The sequence below is a fragment of the Cocleimonas flava genome, assembly GCF_004339015.1.
In the GTDB taxonomy this organism is placed as follows: domain Bacteria; phylum Pseudomonadota; class Gammaproteobacteria; order Thiotrichales; family Thiotrichaceae; genus Cocleimonas; species Cocleimonas flava.
This window is the reverse complement of sequence record NZ_SMFQ01000004.1, coordinates 39,236-56,277: the sequence shown is the minus strand read 5'-3', so window position 1 is coordinate 56,277 and position 17,042 is coordinate 39,236. Positions and strand designations below refer to the sequence as shown.

Annotated in this window: 12 protein-coding genes; 6 read left to right on the top strand and 6 right to left on the bottom strand. The window is 39.8% G+C overall.

The window, feature by feature from the left end; genetic code table 11:
* Positions 1-202: 202 nt before the first annotated feature.
* Positions 203-1,663, bottom strand: coding sequence for an NAD-dependent succinate-semialdehyde dehydrogenase (locus tag EV695_RS12020; RefSeq protein WP_131906232.1), 1,461 nt, complete (start codon positions 1,661-1,663; stop codon positions 203-205).
* 208 nt (positions 1,664-1,871) lie between these two features.
* On the opposite strand from EV695_RS12020, the gene EV695_RS12015 reads away from it, so the two are divergent.
* The 5 genes from EV695_RS12015 (at position 1,872) to EV695_RS11995 (ending at position 6,945) form a co-directional block, all read left to right on the top strand.
* Entirely contained in the window at positions 1,872-2,798 is a 927-nt protein-coding gene (locus EV695_RS12015) for a LysR family transcriptional regulator (protein WP_165874698.1), read from the top strand.
* Between the two features lie 112 nt (positions 2,799-2,910).
* Positions 2,911-3,678 carry a peptidoglycan editing factor PgeF gene (gene pgeF / locus EV695_RS12010; protein ID WP_131906230.1) on the top strand — a complete coding sequence of 256 codons (768 nt, stop codon included), beginning with the start codon at positions 2,911-2,913 and terminating at the stop codon, positions 3,676-3,678.
* Between the two features lie 390 nt (positions 3,679-4,068).
* Positions 4,069-5,067 (top strand): N-acetyltransferase DgcN, encoded by a 999-nt coding sequence (gene dgcN / locus EV695_RS12005; protein ID WP_131906229.1) that lies wholly within the window; start codon positions 4,069-4,071, stop codon positions 5,065-5,067.
* A complete protein-coding gene (gene dgcA / locus EV695_RS12000; protein WP_131906228.1) occupies positions 5,067-6,047 on the top strand; it encodes an N-acetyl-D-Glu racemase DgcA in 981 nt (326 codons plus the stop codon). Before dgcN ends, dgcA begins: the two co-directional genes overlap by 1 nt.
* A gap of 46 nt (positions 6,048-6,093) precedes the next feature.
* Positions 6,094-6,945: a D-amino-acid transaminase gene (locus EV695_RS11995; protein WP_131906227.1), complete on the top strand. Its 852-nt coding sequence runs from the start codon at positions 6,094-6,096 to the stop codon at positions 6,943-6,945.
* 74 nt (positions 6,946-7,019) lie between these two features.
* On the opposite strand, the gene EV695_RS11990 is transcribed toward EV695_RS11995, so the two are convergent.
* A complete protein-coding gene (locus EV695_RS11990) occupies positions 7,020-7,550 on the bottom strand; it encodes a DsrE family protein (protein ID WP_131906226.1) in 531 nt (176 codons plus the stop codon).
* 355 nt (positions 7,551-7,905) lie between these two features.
* Here EV695_RS11990 and EV695_RS11985 point away from each other — a divergent pair, with 355 nt between their 5' ends.
* On the top strand, positions 7,906-11,268 hold the full coding sequence (locus tag EV695_RS11985; protein WP_131906225.1) for a hypothetical protein: 3,363 nt from the start codon (positions 7,906-7,908) through the stop codon (positions 11,266-11,268).
* A 105-nt stretch (positions 11,269-11,373) separates the two neighbouring features.
* Here the strand turns inward: EV695_RS11985 and ung are convergent, their stop codons facing one another.
* The 4 genes from ung to parE form a co-directional block, all read right to left on the bottom strand.
* Positions 11,374-12,069: a uracil-DNA glycosylase gene (ung, locus tag EV695_RS11980; protein WP_131906224.1), complete on the bottom strand. Its 696-nt coding sequence runs from the start codon at positions 12,067-12,069 to the stop codon at positions 11,374-11,376.
* A gap of 57 nt (positions 12,070-12,126) precedes the next feature.
* A complete protein-coding gene (locus EV695_RS11975; protein WP_131906223.1) occupies positions 12,127-12,969 on the bottom strand; it encodes an alpha/beta hydrolase in 843 nt (280 codons plus the stop codon).
* Between the two features lie 105 nt (positions 12,970-13,074).
* On the bottom strand, positions 13,075-14,748 hold the full coding sequence (locus tag EV695_RS11970) for a cation:proton antiporter family protein (RefSeq protein WP_131906222.1): 1,674 nt from the start codon (positions 14,746-14,748) through the stop codon (positions 13,075-13,077).
* Between the two features lie 107 nt (positions 14,749-14,855).
* The gene (gene parE / locus EV695_RS11965; protein WP_131906221.1) at positions 14,856-16,742 is read right to left on the bottom strand and encodes a DNA topoisomerase IV subunit B; all 1,887 of its coding nucleotides are present in this window, start codon (positions 16,740-16,742) and stop codon (positions 14,856-14,858) included.
* Between the last annotated feature and the right edge of the window lie 300 nt (positions 16,743-17,042).

The following is a 17,042-nucleotide window of genomic DNA, read 5'->3' as shown; positions in this document are numbered from 1 at the left end:
GTTTACTGAAATGAATGAATTGTTTGTCATTCGTAGTACGTAAACGTAAAAAAGGTTGCCATTGTGGCAACCTTTTCTATTATCGATCTATATCAATACAGATCGATTTACTCCTTTTTATTTTTATTCGCTCAGCTTTTTTCGAATGTTAAGAGGCGGATTAATCTATCAATTTAATAAAAACGTATTGTTACAAAAAGGATTATGATGATACGCCGGCCATACAGATGTATTTCGTTTCTAGGTATTCATCAAGTCCAAATTTAGATCCTTCACGGCCCAAGCCAGACTCTTTAACACCACCGAATGGAGCCACTTCTGTTGAAATCAGACCAGAGTTCACTCCAACCATGCCATATTCTAAGGCTTCAGATACTCGCCAAGAACGTCCGATATCGCGTGAGAAAAAGTAAGCTGCCAATCCAAATTCAGTATCATTAGCCATTTGAATCGCTTCTGCTTCTGTTTTAAAGCTAAACAGTGGAGCAACAGGTCCGAATGTTTCTTCATAGGTGACTTTCATATCAGTGGTCACATTGGCAAGCAGAGTAGGCTCAAAGAAGGTCTTGCCTAGTTCGTGGCGTTTGCCACCCACAAGTACTTTAGCGCCTTTTTCTACAGCATCACTAATGTGGTCTTCGACTTTTTCTACCGCTGCCATATTGATTAATGGACCTTGATTAACGCCTTCTTCAAAGCCATCTCCAACTTTAAGTTCGCCAACTTTAGCCGCTAGTTTTGCAGCAAATTCATCGTAAACACTCTCATGAACGATGGTGCGATTCGTGCAGACACAGGTCTGTCCACTGTTACGATATTTAGAAACCATCAAACCTTCCACAGCGGCATCTAAGTCAGCATCTTCAAAAACAATAAATGGGGCATTTCCACCAAGCTCTAAAGACATTTTCTTCAGAGTACTTGAGCATTGTTTCATCAGTATTTTTCCAACTGCTGTAGAGCCGGTAAACGTTACTTTTCTTACGATGGGGTTAGTCGTCATTTCCTCGCCAACATCTTTACCTTGAGAGGCTGTCACGACACTAAAAATACCTGCTGGTATTCCTGCACGTTCAGCTAATTCTGCTAGTGCAAGCGCAGAAAAAGGTGTGGCTTCGGCGGGTTTTACTACCATCGGACAACCGGCACCAAATGCAGGCGCGGCTTTACGGGTGATCATTGCATTTGGGAAGTTCCAGGGCGTAATAGCCGCACAAACACCAATAGGTTCTTTCGTTACAACAATGCGCTGGTCGGTGTTTTTTGAAGGGATAGTATCGCCGTAAACACGTTTACATTCTTCTGCGAACCATTTGATGAATGATGCGCCATAAGCGACTTCACCGGTTGATTCTGCAATTGATTTGCCTTGTTCCAAGGTCATTAAAGCAGCCAAATCAGCCTGGTTTTCCATAATGAGATTAAACCAGGTTTCTAAAATAGCAGATCTTTCTGCGGCAGTTTTAGCTCGCCATGCTGGCCATGCTTCATTAGCGGCTTCAATCGCACGTTTAGTTTCTGCCGCACCTAAGTCAGGAACAGTGCCGATTACTTCATTGGTGGCAGGATTTGTTACTTCAAAAGTTTTACCGTCATCAGCATCAATCCAGTTTCCGTTTACATAGGCTTGTTGGCGAAATAAGCTGTTATCGTTTAATTTCATAGTGATCTCGTGGTTGGGTTTATGCTTAAGTGAATGGTTGTTTTTATGTATAAAGTTTAACTGTATTTATCCATAAAAAGGCGCAATAAATTACTAAACAATAAGCGTAGTATTGCTATTAATATTAGTCAAACGAATGTTTTTTAAACATATAATTAAAAATATTTACTATAATGGTATTTTAATTCATTGTTTACAGCAGGAATCCATGGAAATTCGTCAACTTAAAACATTAGTTAATATTCTAGATTTTGGTGGATTTGCAGCAGCTGGTGATGCCTTGGGACTTACTCAATCAGCAATCAGTCTTCAAATAAAAGCCTTGGAAGCGGAGTTTGGAGAAGTCTTATTTGATCGTAGTAAAAGACCTCCTTTACCTACGGCAAAAGCAATTGCCCTGGCGCAAAAATCCCGGGAAATATTACGTCTCTGTAATGATTTGGGGGAAATGAGTAAAGAGCAACTATCAGGGTCTCTTCAGTTAGGCGCTCATGCATCGGTTCAAAGAACACTGGTTCCTGTCGCTTTAAAGCAATTATTATCAGAACATCCTAATTTATTTGTGAGTGTCACAACGGGCTTATCCGATGAATTATCCCGGAGCGTTTATCGTGGCGTATTAGATGCAGCCATCGTCAGTGAACCGACAAAATTACCGACTGGTATGAGTTGGAATCCGTTTGCTTCAGAAGAGTTAGTGGTGATAGCGCAAAAGAAAGCGAAGGGAAAAACCGCTATAGAAGTATTAGAGAATAATCCCTACATACGTTTCAAACGAACCAGTTGGCTGGGTGAACTAATCAATACCGAGATCAAAGATTTAGGTATTAAAGTTAAAACGGCAGTAGAAACGGATCATATTGGTTCGATCTGGGAAATGGTTTCTTGTGGTTTAGGTGTAGCCATTGTTCCATCTAATATTGTGGAACATGAAATTAAAGGTGCTGTCGGTGGCAAGAAAAAAATCACCAATAGTCTTTCGATCCAGAGCCCGCACGAAAATCTTAGGCCACGTAATATTCGAACCTTTACATTAGGTACTAATCCAATGCGTTTAACGACAGGGTTAATAGAGCGAACAGCTGATCCCAAGGCGCATTTGATCGCAGCTTTATATGGTGCATTACAAGACTAAGTGAGAGATTACGTTGGCTAGAAACGAAAGTAGACATCGGCATTCGTATAACTAAAATAGTAACAATAAAGAAGATTGTTAAACCTAAAATCAAAAATCAAGGTTGAGTTTGATGGAAGTAAAGTATAAACAAAGCAGCGAGTTGACCGCTATTCCCCGAGTTAAACACGGCTTTTTCACTAAAAGTGGGGGGGTGTCATCGGGTATTTATGATTCACTTAATTGTGGCCCTGCATCTGCTGATCCTCTGGATAATGTCATAGAAAACCGTTGGCGAGCGATAGCAGCACTTGGTTTGCAAGAATCTCAACTATTTGGGCTTAATCAGATACACAGTACCAAAGTGTATACCATCGATAAGAAAAGCTCAGATGACTACCATCCGGGTGATGGGCTTGTAACTAGAGAAAAAGGCATGGCACTGAGTGTCTTGGGTGCTGATTGTGCTCCCGTATTGTTTGCCGATAAATCAGCGGGTGTTATCGGTGCAGCGCATTCAGGTTGGAAAGGCTCGGTTTCTGGAATCATCGAAAGCATGGTTGAAAGTATGTGTGCTATCGGCGCAAACAGAGAAAATATTCACGCCTGCATCGGACCTACTATCCATCAGAAGTCTTATGAAGTCCGTGACGACTTTCTTCTGCAACTTCAATCACTCAGTGGCTTTGCTACAGAGCAGTTTATCAAAGAAGAGCAGGACAAATTTTACTTTGATTTACCTTCATATTTGTTAGAACAATGCAAACGTAGCCAAATACAGGGTGAAAATTTAGGCTTAGATACTTACGAGTTAGAAGACGAGTTTTTTAGTTTTCGTCGAAATACGCATCAAGGTTTAAAAGAATATGGTCGACAAATTTCGCTCATTTGTTTGACTTGAGGCGTTATCGCTTACTTCCATTGCCCAAATAAATAGATGGTTTTTCAGTTTCTGGATAACCATTTAATACACAAGCGTATCGTTAACACGACAAGGATTTGTCAGTTTTCATCATAGCTATGATCTCATAAGAAATATGCCGATGAGATTAATGTTCACTAAAATATTCTGTTTTTCATCAGTCTGGCGAAATTATATTCTGATTAGGGCGTGTAATTGACTGTAAAACACAAGATGATTCTGCAAATATTTTACTAATATTTGGAGACATAAAACGATAACTTCAATCAAGCCTCTTCCCGGGCACCATGTGCCTCAAAATACCAATGTGTATTTAGTTGTCGAGATACGTAGTTAATACACTTAAACGATTATAATGAGATTCAAACTATGCATATACAAACCCCTTACTTATTATTTCTTGGTGATGCTGCAGACCCACTTGCTGCCAAAGTAGCTCAAGGCATTTGTGACTGGCGCCCTGAAAATGCCAAAGGGCAATTCAGAATGGAAGGCTGTAATGCTGACCTTGGTTTGACCGATATGAGTATTGATGATGCCATAGAAGCAGGTGTTAAAACTCTGGTCATTGGCGTTGCTAATCGTGGTGGTGTTATTTCTGACTTATGGATTGAAGTGTTACGCGAAGCCTTATCAAAAGGTTTAGATGTTGCAGCTGGCTTACACAATAAGCTTAATGACATTCCAGTGTTAGTGAGTGATGCAGAAAAGTATGGTCGTACATTATTCGATGTTCGTCATCCAACGGCAACCTATCCTGTAGCAGTTGGGGTTAAACGAACCGGTAAAAGACTATTGCCTGTTGGAACAGATTGTTCTTGCGGAAAAATGTATACCGCTTTGGCGATAGAAAAAGAATTACGAGCTCAAGGCGCTAAAGCAGATTTTAGAGCAACAGGTCAGACTGGTATTTTAATTACTGGTGAAGGTGTATCTATCGATGCGGTTATCGCTGATTTTATAGCGGGTGCTGTTGAAACCTTAGCGCCAGAAAATGATGCAGACCATTGGGATGTTATCGAAGGGCAGGGATCATTATTCCATGCATCTTATTCTGGTGTAACGATGGGACTGATTCATGGTTCTCAACCAGATGCGTTGGTCTTATGTCATGAGCCCACACGCACTCATATGCGCGGCCTTCCGACTTTCAGCTTACCAGAATTAGATGAATGCATGGATGCGTGTTTACGCGCGGCAAAACTGACCAATAAAGACGCCAAGTTTGTGGGTATCTCAGTGAACACATCTAAATTATCTGATGAAGAAGCCACAGAGTATCTGGCTAAAATTGAAAAAGAGCATGGTTTGGTTGCGGTTGACCCTGTACGTCACGGAGTTTCACGTATTGTTGAGCAGTTAGTGTAATGATTTCTCTATCTGCTAGATCTGAGTCCTTTCCTATCGAAGGCAGTTTTACTATCTCCCGAGGCAGTAAAACAAAAGTGGATGTGGTTGTCGTTGAGTTAAGCGATGGCAAGCATACGGGTCGTGGAGAGTGCGTACCTTATGCACGCTATGGCGAGTCGATTGATTCTGTTATCGAACTCATTATGTCATTAGAAGATGATATAAAGAATGGTTTAGACAGAGGTGCACTGCAAACCAAATTGGAATCAGGCGCAGCAAGAAATGCGCTGGATTGTGCTTTTTGGGATTTGGAAGCGAAGCAGAAAAATACGCGTGCCTGGAATATTGCAGGTATCGCGGATATGCAAAACCTGACAACGGCCTACACTTTATCACTAGAAACACCCGAGAAAATGCGGGAATCAGCAGCAAAGAATGCTGATCGACCCTTGTTGAAGCTCAAACTTGGTGGAGAAGGGGATATTCAGCGTGTACAGGCAGTTCGTCTTGGTGCGCCTAATTCTCGTTTAATCGTCGATGCAAATGAAGGTTGGACAGCAGAAACCTATCAGGAGCTTGTGCCAAAGCTGCATGAACTGGGTGTTGAAATGATCGAACAACCATTCCCTGCGGGTGATGATGAGATTCTGAAAACACTGGATAGACCGATTGCTCTGTGTGCTGATGAGTCCTGTCATGATAGAGAGTCGTTAAAAGATATTATCGGCAAATACGACATGATCAATATCAAGCTTGATAAAACCGGTGGTTTAACAGAAGCATTTGCCTTGAAAGAGGAAGCTGAAGCAAACGGTTTAACTATCATGGTCGGTTGTATGTTGGCGACTTCTCTTGCGATGGCGCCTGCGATTTTAGTAGCACAAAATACCGCTATTGTAGATCTCGATGGACCGTTGCTTTTAGCAAAAGATAGAGAAAATCCATTACGCTTTGATAAGAGCGAATTATATCCACCAGAGCCGGAGCTCTGGGGTTAGAGAATACATACTAGTCTCTCATGGCTAGTTAATTAGGAAGAATAAAATGAGTAGAATTGTTTATGTAAACGGTAAATTCCTGCCTGAAGAAGACGCTAAAATTTCAGTATTTGACAGAGGATTTCTATTTGCCGATGCCGTATACGAAGTATCTTCGGTATTAAATGGCAAGCTAATCGATAATGAAGGTCACATGTGGCGTTTAAAGCGCTCATTGGATGAATTGGAAATGCAGCATCCAGCATCTGCCGAAGAGATCGAAACCATTCAAAAAACATTGATTGAAAAAAATGGCATTGAAGAAGGTTTGGTTTATTTGCAAGTTACTCGCGGTGCAGCAGATCGCGACTTTACCTATCCAGCCAATACAAAACCTTCTTTAGTGATGTTTACCCAGAAGAAGAATTTACTGGAGAGCCCGCAGGCTAAAGTGGGAATAACTGTTATTACTTCGCCCGATATACGTTGGCAACGTCGCGATATTAAAACCGTTTCGTTACTGGCCGCGAGCATGGCAAAAATGCAGGCTAAAGCAGCAGGTGCTGATGATGCATGGCTAGTAGAAGATGGCTTTGTAACCGAAGGCAGTTCAAGCAATGCGTATATTGTGACACAAGACGGAACGGTTGTTACGCGTCATTTAGGCAATGAAATTCTTGCTGGTATTACACGTAAAGCAGCACTAAGACTGGCAGAAGAAGAAGGCATAAAAATCGAGGAAAGATCATTCACAGTAGATGAAGCCTTGGCTGCTGCTGAAGCATTCGTGACCTCAGCAACGACTTTTGTAACGCCTGTAGTTTCAATCGATGGGCAGAAAATCGGTGATGGTACACCAGGGCCGATTGCACAGAAGTTGCGTGGAATCTATATGGAAGAAGCACTCAAAGCTTCTTAATAGCCAGATTAGAAATTTATCTGATCAGAAAAAAGCCACTTTTAAACAAGTGGCTTTTTTATTGGGCGTTGCAGTTATTCAACTACCACCAAGGTATATCCCAGTTCCTGGTATTGTCTAATTTGTGTTGGGCCTTGTGGAGTAGGGGTAATGTACTCTGGAAAATCCTCTGGTGTAACGCCGCGCCAACTAGCGTGGGTTTCGCAAATATAAACAGGCACATCTGCCGCTACCAATCGTTGAACCAGTGTATGTGATTTCTTTGATTTACTGGCTTTGTTTTTGGTCAATTTAAATTGTTCTGCGCCATGTGAAACAACCGCAATATCAAGCTCAGGAAACTTGGCTTGAAGCTGTTTTTTGTAGTCCTCAATTTTTTCTAATGCATTCGGAAGATAGTCATTATTTTCACTTCCAATCAATTCAAAGACTATGCCGTCTGGTGATTTTGTATGGCTGAGTATTTCAGCAATTTGCAAGCTATCCTGAGTAACACTCGTTGTCTTATCATTGTTAGCAAAAACATTCGTAGATGCGATAAAAAGTGCGCTTAACAATGAGAACGTAAATAAGAAAATAACTTTAAGTTTATGAGTTTTTAGCATTATACCTTCCTGAGTTTTTCTGAAATTTATCAGAATATACTTGAATAAAGAAACCGTTAGATTATTACTTTATGAGTTTTTAGTAGATAACAATCAACAATAGCATTGAAGTCTGTACGCATGAATGAGTGTTTTAGATGTTTTTTCTCTAATTTGTTATAAGCCATTGTGATTTTTTAGTATCCAGTAAAATTAATACACCCCCCCACTTATAGGGGGTTTTTAGATATTTTTAGTTAATTGAGGTATTTCAATAAGTTAACTGAATTAAGAGTTACTATTTATTTAATAAAGAGATAGAGTAAAACGTACATGTAATCTATCAAATTTTATAAGTTGATTGTAAAGGTACTAAATGACCCACGAAGACAAAAAGTTAGATTTTATAGAAAATATTTCAACCGATACAAAATACTTTTTCACCAATCAAAAAGAGAGTTTATATAAGGTTCTTCTTGTTACTAAGCCACAGAAACATAGGTCACAGAAACAGGAATCACATAAACAAAACAAAGAAAGTTACACAGTAACGTTGATACCCAATGTATCTTTTCAGGTATCACCTCTGAACTTCGAAAAAATCACTCCCATTAATTTAATAAAATCAGCTGCTAAAGAGCAGCTTTACAATGAACTTGATAAGTTTGTTGAAACTGCCTTTTCAACCGGGTACTCGGAGATTTTCTTAGGGACTGATGAGTATTACGATGAGGAAAATCAATATATATCAGAGATAACCGCAGGTGTTCCTTATGTAGATTATTACCCCGATAGTGCAAAAGCAATTTATACGGTTGAAACAGGAAAAAACCAGTCCTTGCGTTATGAAGTTTATGAAACAGCGATTAAGGTCAGTAAAGACCAGATAAAAAATAATACTTTTATCTATGAAGACTTTTATACCTTGTGGTATCCCAATCAAGAAACCTCAGAACAAGCAATGAGTTCTGTGTTAGAGGTAAAAGAAACTAAACCATATACTTTTGAATCGTTTGCCAGCGAAGTCAAAAAAATTGATGAGCATGAAGAGATTAGACCCAATCCAGAAGGCATTATCTTTGAACATTTGGTCAAAACAGAATCATACCTCTCTGAAGATATTTCAGAGCTTAAGCTTCCGATACCTCAAAGTAATTTTAAACCATTTGATGAAACAGATATTGAAGAAGGGCGGCTATATTTCTGGATTAAAAAGAACGAGGAATCAGTATCAAAATCAAAAATTAATTACTTCGTATTACAGAATCGTAAAATAAACGGATACGTTATTGGTTCTTGCAAACTTGGTGGGTTTAGAAGTCATTATCGAGACAACAGTGTGATGACATATTCTATGTCTGATGAAATTCAACATTTAATAAATAGAGTGAGCAAAGGTTTTGTAGAAATCTCTCAAGTAGAAATCATTGAAATTTTTACGGCTAAAAAAACAAGCGAAATTTTTGCTCAAACTATCGATAATTCGGTTTATATCGATCAGCATGTTTATGATTTATATGAAAATATGGTGCAACATTGGGCAGAAGGTCCAGATAAAGAAGACTTTACTTATCACACACTTTTCTTTGAGTCGAAAGAAAAACGAGACAGCTGGTTTAAGGAAGAACTAACAAAGCAGAAAAGCTATGATCTTGACGTTAGCAGTAAAAAAGAGCGTTCTGCGCTTTTACAGCATTATAAATCTGTAGATGCATTAAATAAAAAATATAAAGAGCAGAAATTTGAAAAGGAAGCGCTGTTAAAACAGCACCCAGGATTGAAAGAAAAATTCAGCGATAAGAACTACAAATCCTTTATGAAGTATTCACCCTTAAAAGTGATAGAGGGGAATTTAGTTGTTGATGAATCTTTGCGCTTAAACGCCGATGAAACCTCGCTATTTATTACGGGTGATTTAATCGTCAATGGAACTTTGATGGCAGAAACTGAAACGTTTTTTCAAAGCAATACTTTTCTAATTGTTGCTGGAAATGTACGTGTAGATAATTATGTTCAAAATAAAGGTTTTGCACTCATACTGTTCGCACAGGATTTTCTGGTTAATAATTTTACCTATTTACCGGCTGCTTCGAGATCATGGTTTATAGAGGTAGCAGGTAATCTGCAGACTGATGTACTGATTCATGCAAAAGATCATAGTGTTAAGGGCCTGGATGAAAAAATGATATTTAATCATGAATACAGTACAACGAATAAAAATGTATTCGTTGATGGTGTTTTAAATGAAAAAAATAGGGTTGATGAAGATTCACTTTTTAATCTATTGAAGCAGGACAAAAGTCTTCTAAAAGATAACCTCAATCAAGATCAGATTGATGATGACTTACTCTTAACTGCCTTTAAAGGGTATTTACGAAACTGGCATTCACTTTACTATAACTTCGCTGGTTTTGAATTACAGGAACTTGAATTCGGAGAACACTATGGTCATTACATTGAGAGTGATCAGATAGTTGAAGACAAACGTCATGGCACTGGGATGTATCTTATGAGCCATGATGACTATTCATTGGAGTTAGTAAAAGCGGATAAACCCTTAAAGGAAGATCATATATCTTCTAAAGACCTTGCCTATCGTTTCTTCTGGATAATGTGGACTTTTTCAAACTGGAAGCACAGAAGTGATGGTCCCATAGATTATTGGAAAAACGTTGAAGCCGTTGATACCCGTTACAACGCTGGTAAACCTTATTTCAAAGGCGATCCGCATTTAGCCTTGTATTGGATTATGCATTTTGGGTTGCTCGAAGATGCGCGGTTTGAAGAGATACAATCATTGATGAAGGATAGTGATCATCCCTTAATCAAGGGTGCGCTGCTATTCTTTGCTGAACTCCAAAAAACAGAATCCTATCCAATTAAAATTGATAATAAGAACAACACGACACTGTTTAATCAAAGAATAATCCATCATAAAGAACAGATAAAAAAAGCGATGGTGCCAGAAGATGATCAGGTCGAGTATACGATGACACAATTTGAAAAGCAGCCGGACAGAGTGCTTGAGTTCATCAATGATCTTCACAAAAACAAGGAATGGGATAAGGTAAATGACTATCTAAATAATAACCCTTATCAGCCTGGATTCTCATTTCTTCGTATATTAACGACAAAAGAAAACGATAAAAGTAAGTGGCAGTCACTTTTTGTGAAAGAAGCTGAAATGAATAAAAATACTTGGAAGAAGAGTTATTTACTGGTGCCCATGTTCGATATGTTTTACGAAGATTTAGGGTATGAAGACTTAAATACAGCAATTTCAATTGTATTAGAAAGAGCGTCAAATATTAGTAATGAAAAAATATACGTAAAAATGGCACAACGTTTACAACAGATGCCGAAGCCTGAGAATTCTGAAACAACTTTCGAAGATCGTCTTGAAGGTTGTACAAAGGATAATTTTGATTTTCAGACATTTATAAATAAAAGCAGTGATATTGAAGCAGTCGATAAAATACTATTTATACGAGCGTGTATTGCAAAAGACTTATTTAGCGAAGAATTTAAACAAACTACCGTGACACCATATTTATTAGTTTGGTATATGGCGGATAAAGATTTTTACGACATTGATCAAGGGCAAAAACAGATACAGATTGAAGAAGTTATTATGCATTACAATCTGAGTGAAGCTGACTTTCATGAAAAATATAAAACGTTAGCTGAGAATGAAAGAATTTCATTCTTTTTAGCGATTAAACAATATTTTAAAGCATAAGTTATATTATAAAATTGAAGCCGTTTTATGTGTGACGAGTTAGAAAGAAGCGCTAAGAAAAACAAAATCACAATGCATGTTAGTTAGAAAATGACACCCCCCTACTTACAGGCTGTTTTTTGGTAATTGCCAATCAATTGGTGTTTCACCAAACTCTTCCAAATATGCATTGGTTCTAGAAAAAGGCTTGCTCTCAAAAAATCCACGATACGCGGATAACGGAGAAGGGTGAGCAGACTTAATCACAAGGTGTTTTGAGGTGTCGATAAATACGCCTTTTTTCTGCGCGTAAGCGCCCCAGAGTATAAAAACCACGTGTTCTTTTTCTTCATTAATGGTTTGTATGATGGAGTCGGTAAACCTTTCCCAGCCTTTGCCTTGATGTGCATTTGCATTGCCTTCTTCAACGGTTAGTACGGCATTGAGTAATAACACGCCTTGTTCTGCCCAGCTTTGTAAATAACCGGTATGGCTATTGTCTATACCAAGATCACTTTGTAACTCTTTGTTTATATTCAATAAAGATTTGGGGAGTGGCTTTACGTCAGGTAAAACAGAAAAGCAAAGTCCATGAGCATGACCGGCTGTAGGATAGGGGTCTTGACCCAGAACCACCACTTTGAGTTTTTCGAATGGCATGTTATTTAATGCGTTAAACCACAATGAAGCAGGTGGAAGAATGTTTTTACCCTGAGCTTTCTCATTGTGAAGAAATTGCTTTAATTCCTGCATATAGGGCTTATCAAATTCTTCACCGATTTTGTCTAACCAGCTTTGTTCTAGTTTACTATTTGTATTCATCGTCAGGATTTGTATTTAGCTTATTAAGGGTTTAGTAGTCTATGTAAGTTATCTTTATTACAAGCTTGATGATTCATTTAGCATTTGCAAAGATCGTTTTATATAAGGCCATGAAACAGTATCCGGCATTACCATTTCAAAATGACCAATATCGGGAATCACTTGAAGCGTGTATTGGTCTTGTTGCTGGTTTAGGGCAGTTTTTAGATAATCGAGTGGAACAATAGGATCAAGTTCACCCAGTAAATGAATTTGCGGGAAGTTGTCTCTCATTCCTTTTTTACTTAATGATAAATGATGCGGAGATCCTTGTTGATAACGTTCGGGGTATTCTTCCGGTAATCCGCCCATTAACTCCTGGCAGGCACCACGACAGATGTTTTCCGTTACTCCGCTCTCTAAGTCAGGTATTCCAGCTAATGAAATCACCGCAGAGACGTTTAAAGGATTCTGAGTGTATAACTCGCTATCAGTCGTTAATTGCGGTCTATTCGCTAACCATAAGGCCAGATGTCCACCTGCTGAATGACCCATGGTAATGACTTGTGTTAAATCCAGTGAGTATTCTGTGGCGATGCTTGTTAGGTAATCTGTGCCTTTGGCTACATCTGTGAAGGTTGTTGGCCAGCCGCCTCCATTGCCTAGACGTCGGTATTCTAAATTCCATACCGCGTAACCCAAATCAGTTAATGAGCGGCAGAGTTCGCCTAATTGCAACAGACTATGCGCAGCACGCCAACAACCACCGTGAAGTAATACAATCACAGAAACAGGTTTTTCCGAATCTTTAGGCAAATATAAATCGCCAAATTGTTCGGGATCATCACCATAAGTTAGGCGCTTGTCTGCAGCAACTGGTTTGAGGTTGATGTATTCATCGACTGTTTTAAGTGTAGGCATTGTTACTATGGTTTCTCTTCTTGTATTGACTAATGTATTGGTTGATTAATCTAGTGGGCAGACTAAAAAAACGCCCCTAAAGTAGGGGGGTGACTAAACAATTATTCAGTTTTTCTCAGCGATGGTTTCTGAAGCGTATTCGGATATCAGCTCGGCAGCATCTTCAGACTGGGCATTTTGCTGTAGTACGTGTTGCGCAAAACCAGTGCCAATCTCAGCATAGATATTAAAGGTGATATCCACACCGTTCTGATGAAGTTCTTGTTCTTCATCTTTATATTTCGTTACTGCTGCTATTTCGCCTTTGTAGCCCCATTCGCGTAAAGCAATGGCAGCATTTACATTACTTTTATAGTTTGGCATGCATAGCATTACCAGCGACAAATCCACGTTTTCGATTTTAACTCTACGCCAAAAGTCAGGGCTGGTGGCATCCCCGCGGATGGTATTGCGTAAACCCGCTTTATCATGTTCTTCGCACGCATCATCAAAATCAATACCAATAATATTTCCATCGTATTTCAAATGCATTTGATCATAAGCGCCGACACCGATACGACCCATGCCGCAAATGAGCACACGGGTGTTTTTAAGGACGATCAAATCTTCTCCGGGAAGGCGCTGTTTGTGTTCGAATTTCTGTAGAAATTCAGGCATCAGATCATAAATATTGGTGTTGAATACATTCAGCGGTGAGGCAATCACAAAGGATCCAACCACGGCAATAGCCATAATTGCCAACCATTGAGGGTCTAACCATTGATTATTAACCGCAATCGCAGTAACAATCAGACCAAATTCACTAAAGTTTCCGAGTGAAAAAGAAGCCAGAGAAGATGGTCTGGCGCGTACTTTAAAACGCATAAACAGGGTGTTAAATAGAATGACTTTTATCGGAATTATCAGTAATAAAAACAGTGTGATAAGCAACGTTTCTTGAGTAATAACTACTGATATGCCGATGCTGAGGAAGAAGCCTACCAAAAATAACTCTTTCAAACTTAGCAGTGATTTTGCCAACTCACCAGACTTTGGGTGTTGCGCCAATAACAAGCCAAAGAAGAGTGCACCAAGATCGCCTTTCAAACTGACTAACTCAAATAACGATGATCCACCTAGCGCTAACACCAGTCCATATAAAATCAGTAATTCACCATGACCCGCGCGCTTTAATAAGAAAATAAGTATCGGTTTTGACAGTATCAACACGCCGATCATGACTGCGGCCCACACAGAAGGAATTTTCGCTGTAGATACTGATAGAAAGATCACTGCAGCAATGTCCTGCATGATCAATACACCAATAGCGATACGTCCATATTGGGATGCCATGCCGCCTTTGTCTTCAAAAACTTTAACGGCAAACACGGTGCTGGAAAAAGAAAGAGCAAAGCTGACAATCAAGATTGATTGCGTGCTCATTTGCGAAAAAATAGGGATTTTAACGGCAGCCAGTAATACCAGTACGAAAGCGGTAATCAGGGTTATAAGTGCCATGTGGATGGTGGTTACTGCCCATATCTCAGGCCGTAACAGTTGTTTGATATTGAGTTTTAAACCGATGGTAAACAATAATAGCGTGACGCCTAGGTCTGCCATCTCATCGAGAAATTCTCCGCCTGTAGCACCGGATACACTCAGAATGAAACCTGCTAATAGGTAACCTACCATAGGCGGAAGTTTTATTTGCCAGATCAAAAAACCACACAAATATGCAACCGCAATCCATACTGGATCGCGGTAATTAATTGATGCAAATAATGTATTAAGAGTGTCCATACGATTTATTATTATTAGAAAAAGTGCCCCAAAGTAGGGGGGTGTACTTATTATTAATCATATAGTTTTAGAGTTTTTAAAACAGTAAGTTAAGAGTGTAATCTACATTAGATAATAGCTAAATTACCTTTTTCTTCGAGCCAGGCTTTTCTATCAGGGGCGCGTTTCTTGGCTAATAATAAATCCATCACTGCACGTGTTTCTTCAGGATTATGCATGGTCAGTTGAACCAGACGTCGTGTATCAGGATCCATACTGGTTTCACGAAGTTGCAGTGGATTCATCTCACCCAGACCTTTGAAGCGTGTGACACTGATTTTGCCCGTCATTTTTTCCGCTTCGATGCGATCCAGCGTGGCCTTTAACTCTTCTTCATCGAGTGCGTATTCTACTTTTTTACCGATATCAATTCGGTACAAAGGTGGCATTGCAATATACACATGTCCCGCAGCTACCAAGGTAGAAAAGTGTTGCACGAACAGGGCGCAGATTAAGGTGGCGATATGCGCACCATCCGAGTCTGCATCGGCGAGAATACAAATTTTGCCGTAGCGTAATTCGCTTAAGTCCTGACTATCAGGCTCGACGCCAATCGCCACTGAAATATCGTGTATTTCGTTAGAGGCTAGAACTTGTGAAGAATCGACTTCCCAGGTATTCAGAATTTTACCGCGCAATGGCATGATTGCCTGAAATTCACGACTTCGTGCCTGTTTGGCAGAACCACCTGCCGAGTCACCCTCTACCAGAAATATTTCAGTTTGATTGAGGTCCTGTGAGCTACAATCCGCTAACTTGCCAGGAAGTGCCGGGCCAGTAGCAATTTTCTTACGAACTACTTTTTTAGATGCTTTTGCTCGCTTTTGTGCGTTATTGATAACGTGTTCGGCGATCAAGTCGCCAACCGTTGGGTTTTGATTTAGGTATAAACTAAACGCGTCTTTGACCACGCCCGAAACAAAGCCTGCTGCCGCACGTGAAGATAAACGTTCTTTGGTTTGACCAGAAAACTGGGGATCGAGCATTTTGTAAGACAGGATAAAGCACAGCTTATCCCAAATATCATCAGGAGCCAGTTTTAGCCCACGTGGTAATAGATTTCTAAATTCAGCGAAGTCACGCAAGGCATCAGTCAAGCCTGTTCTTAGGCCATTGGTGTGTGTGCCACCTTGTGAAGTAGGAATCAGGTTTACATAGCTTTCCTGAACCAGTTCGCCACCTTCGGGTAACCAGCATAATGCCCAATCGACAGCTTCGCCTTTGCTTTTAAATTCGCCTAGAAAAGGCTCAAGCGGTAATCTTTCAAAACCGTCAATAGCTTCTAGTAGGTAATCCTGAATACCATCTTCGTAATACCATTCTACGGTTTCATTCTTGGCTTCTTCAGTGAATGCAATGTGTAAGCCAGGGCATAATACGGCTTTCGCACGGAGGTTGTGCTTTAGGCGTCTAACCGAAAACTTAACGGTGTCGAAGTATTGTCCATTGGGCCAGAAGTGCAGCGATGTTCCGGTATTCTTTTTGCCAACAGTATTGATGACTTCAAGTTCGGATGCTTTGTGACCGTTTTCGAATACCATTTCGTATTCTTTGCCATCGCGTTTGATTCTGACTTCAAGGATAAGTGATAGTGCATTTACCACGGAGATGCCGACACCGTGCAAACCGCCAGAGAACTCGTAATTTTTGTCTGAAAACTTACCACCTGCGTGTAAGGTACTCAAGATTACTTCAACGCCAGAAACACCTTTTTCCGGGTGAATATCAACCGGCATACCACGGCCATTATCGGTTACTGAGAGTGAGCCATCGGCGTGCAGAGTGACGTGTATTTTATTGGCAAAACCAGCGAGTGCCTCATCGACACTATTATCAATAACTTCCTGAGCAAGATGATTAGGACGGGTCGTTTCGGTGTACATGCCCGGTCTTTTTCGTACAGGGTCAAGCCCGCTTAAAACTTTTATCGATTCAGCGTTATAGTCATTACTCATTATTTATACAAACCCTTTTAAACATCTCTTGCAGAGATGGATTTTTATAGTGTTTAAGCCCTATGTTAAGAAAGATATTTCTGATGTGTCAGGCTTTCTTACGGTAACTGACAAAGTACCTTTAATCGACTGAAAGGTAAAGAACAAAAAGGAAACAGGGCTGTCTAAAATCACCCTTTTCAGCAATGCTGTTTAACAGGTTTTAACCCTTTTTTGCGGATAGTGAAATAGATTCCTCGCTTGTGGCTATGATATTCTCAAGAAATCCATTTTTACAGGCAAATGAAATAACTCCTGTGA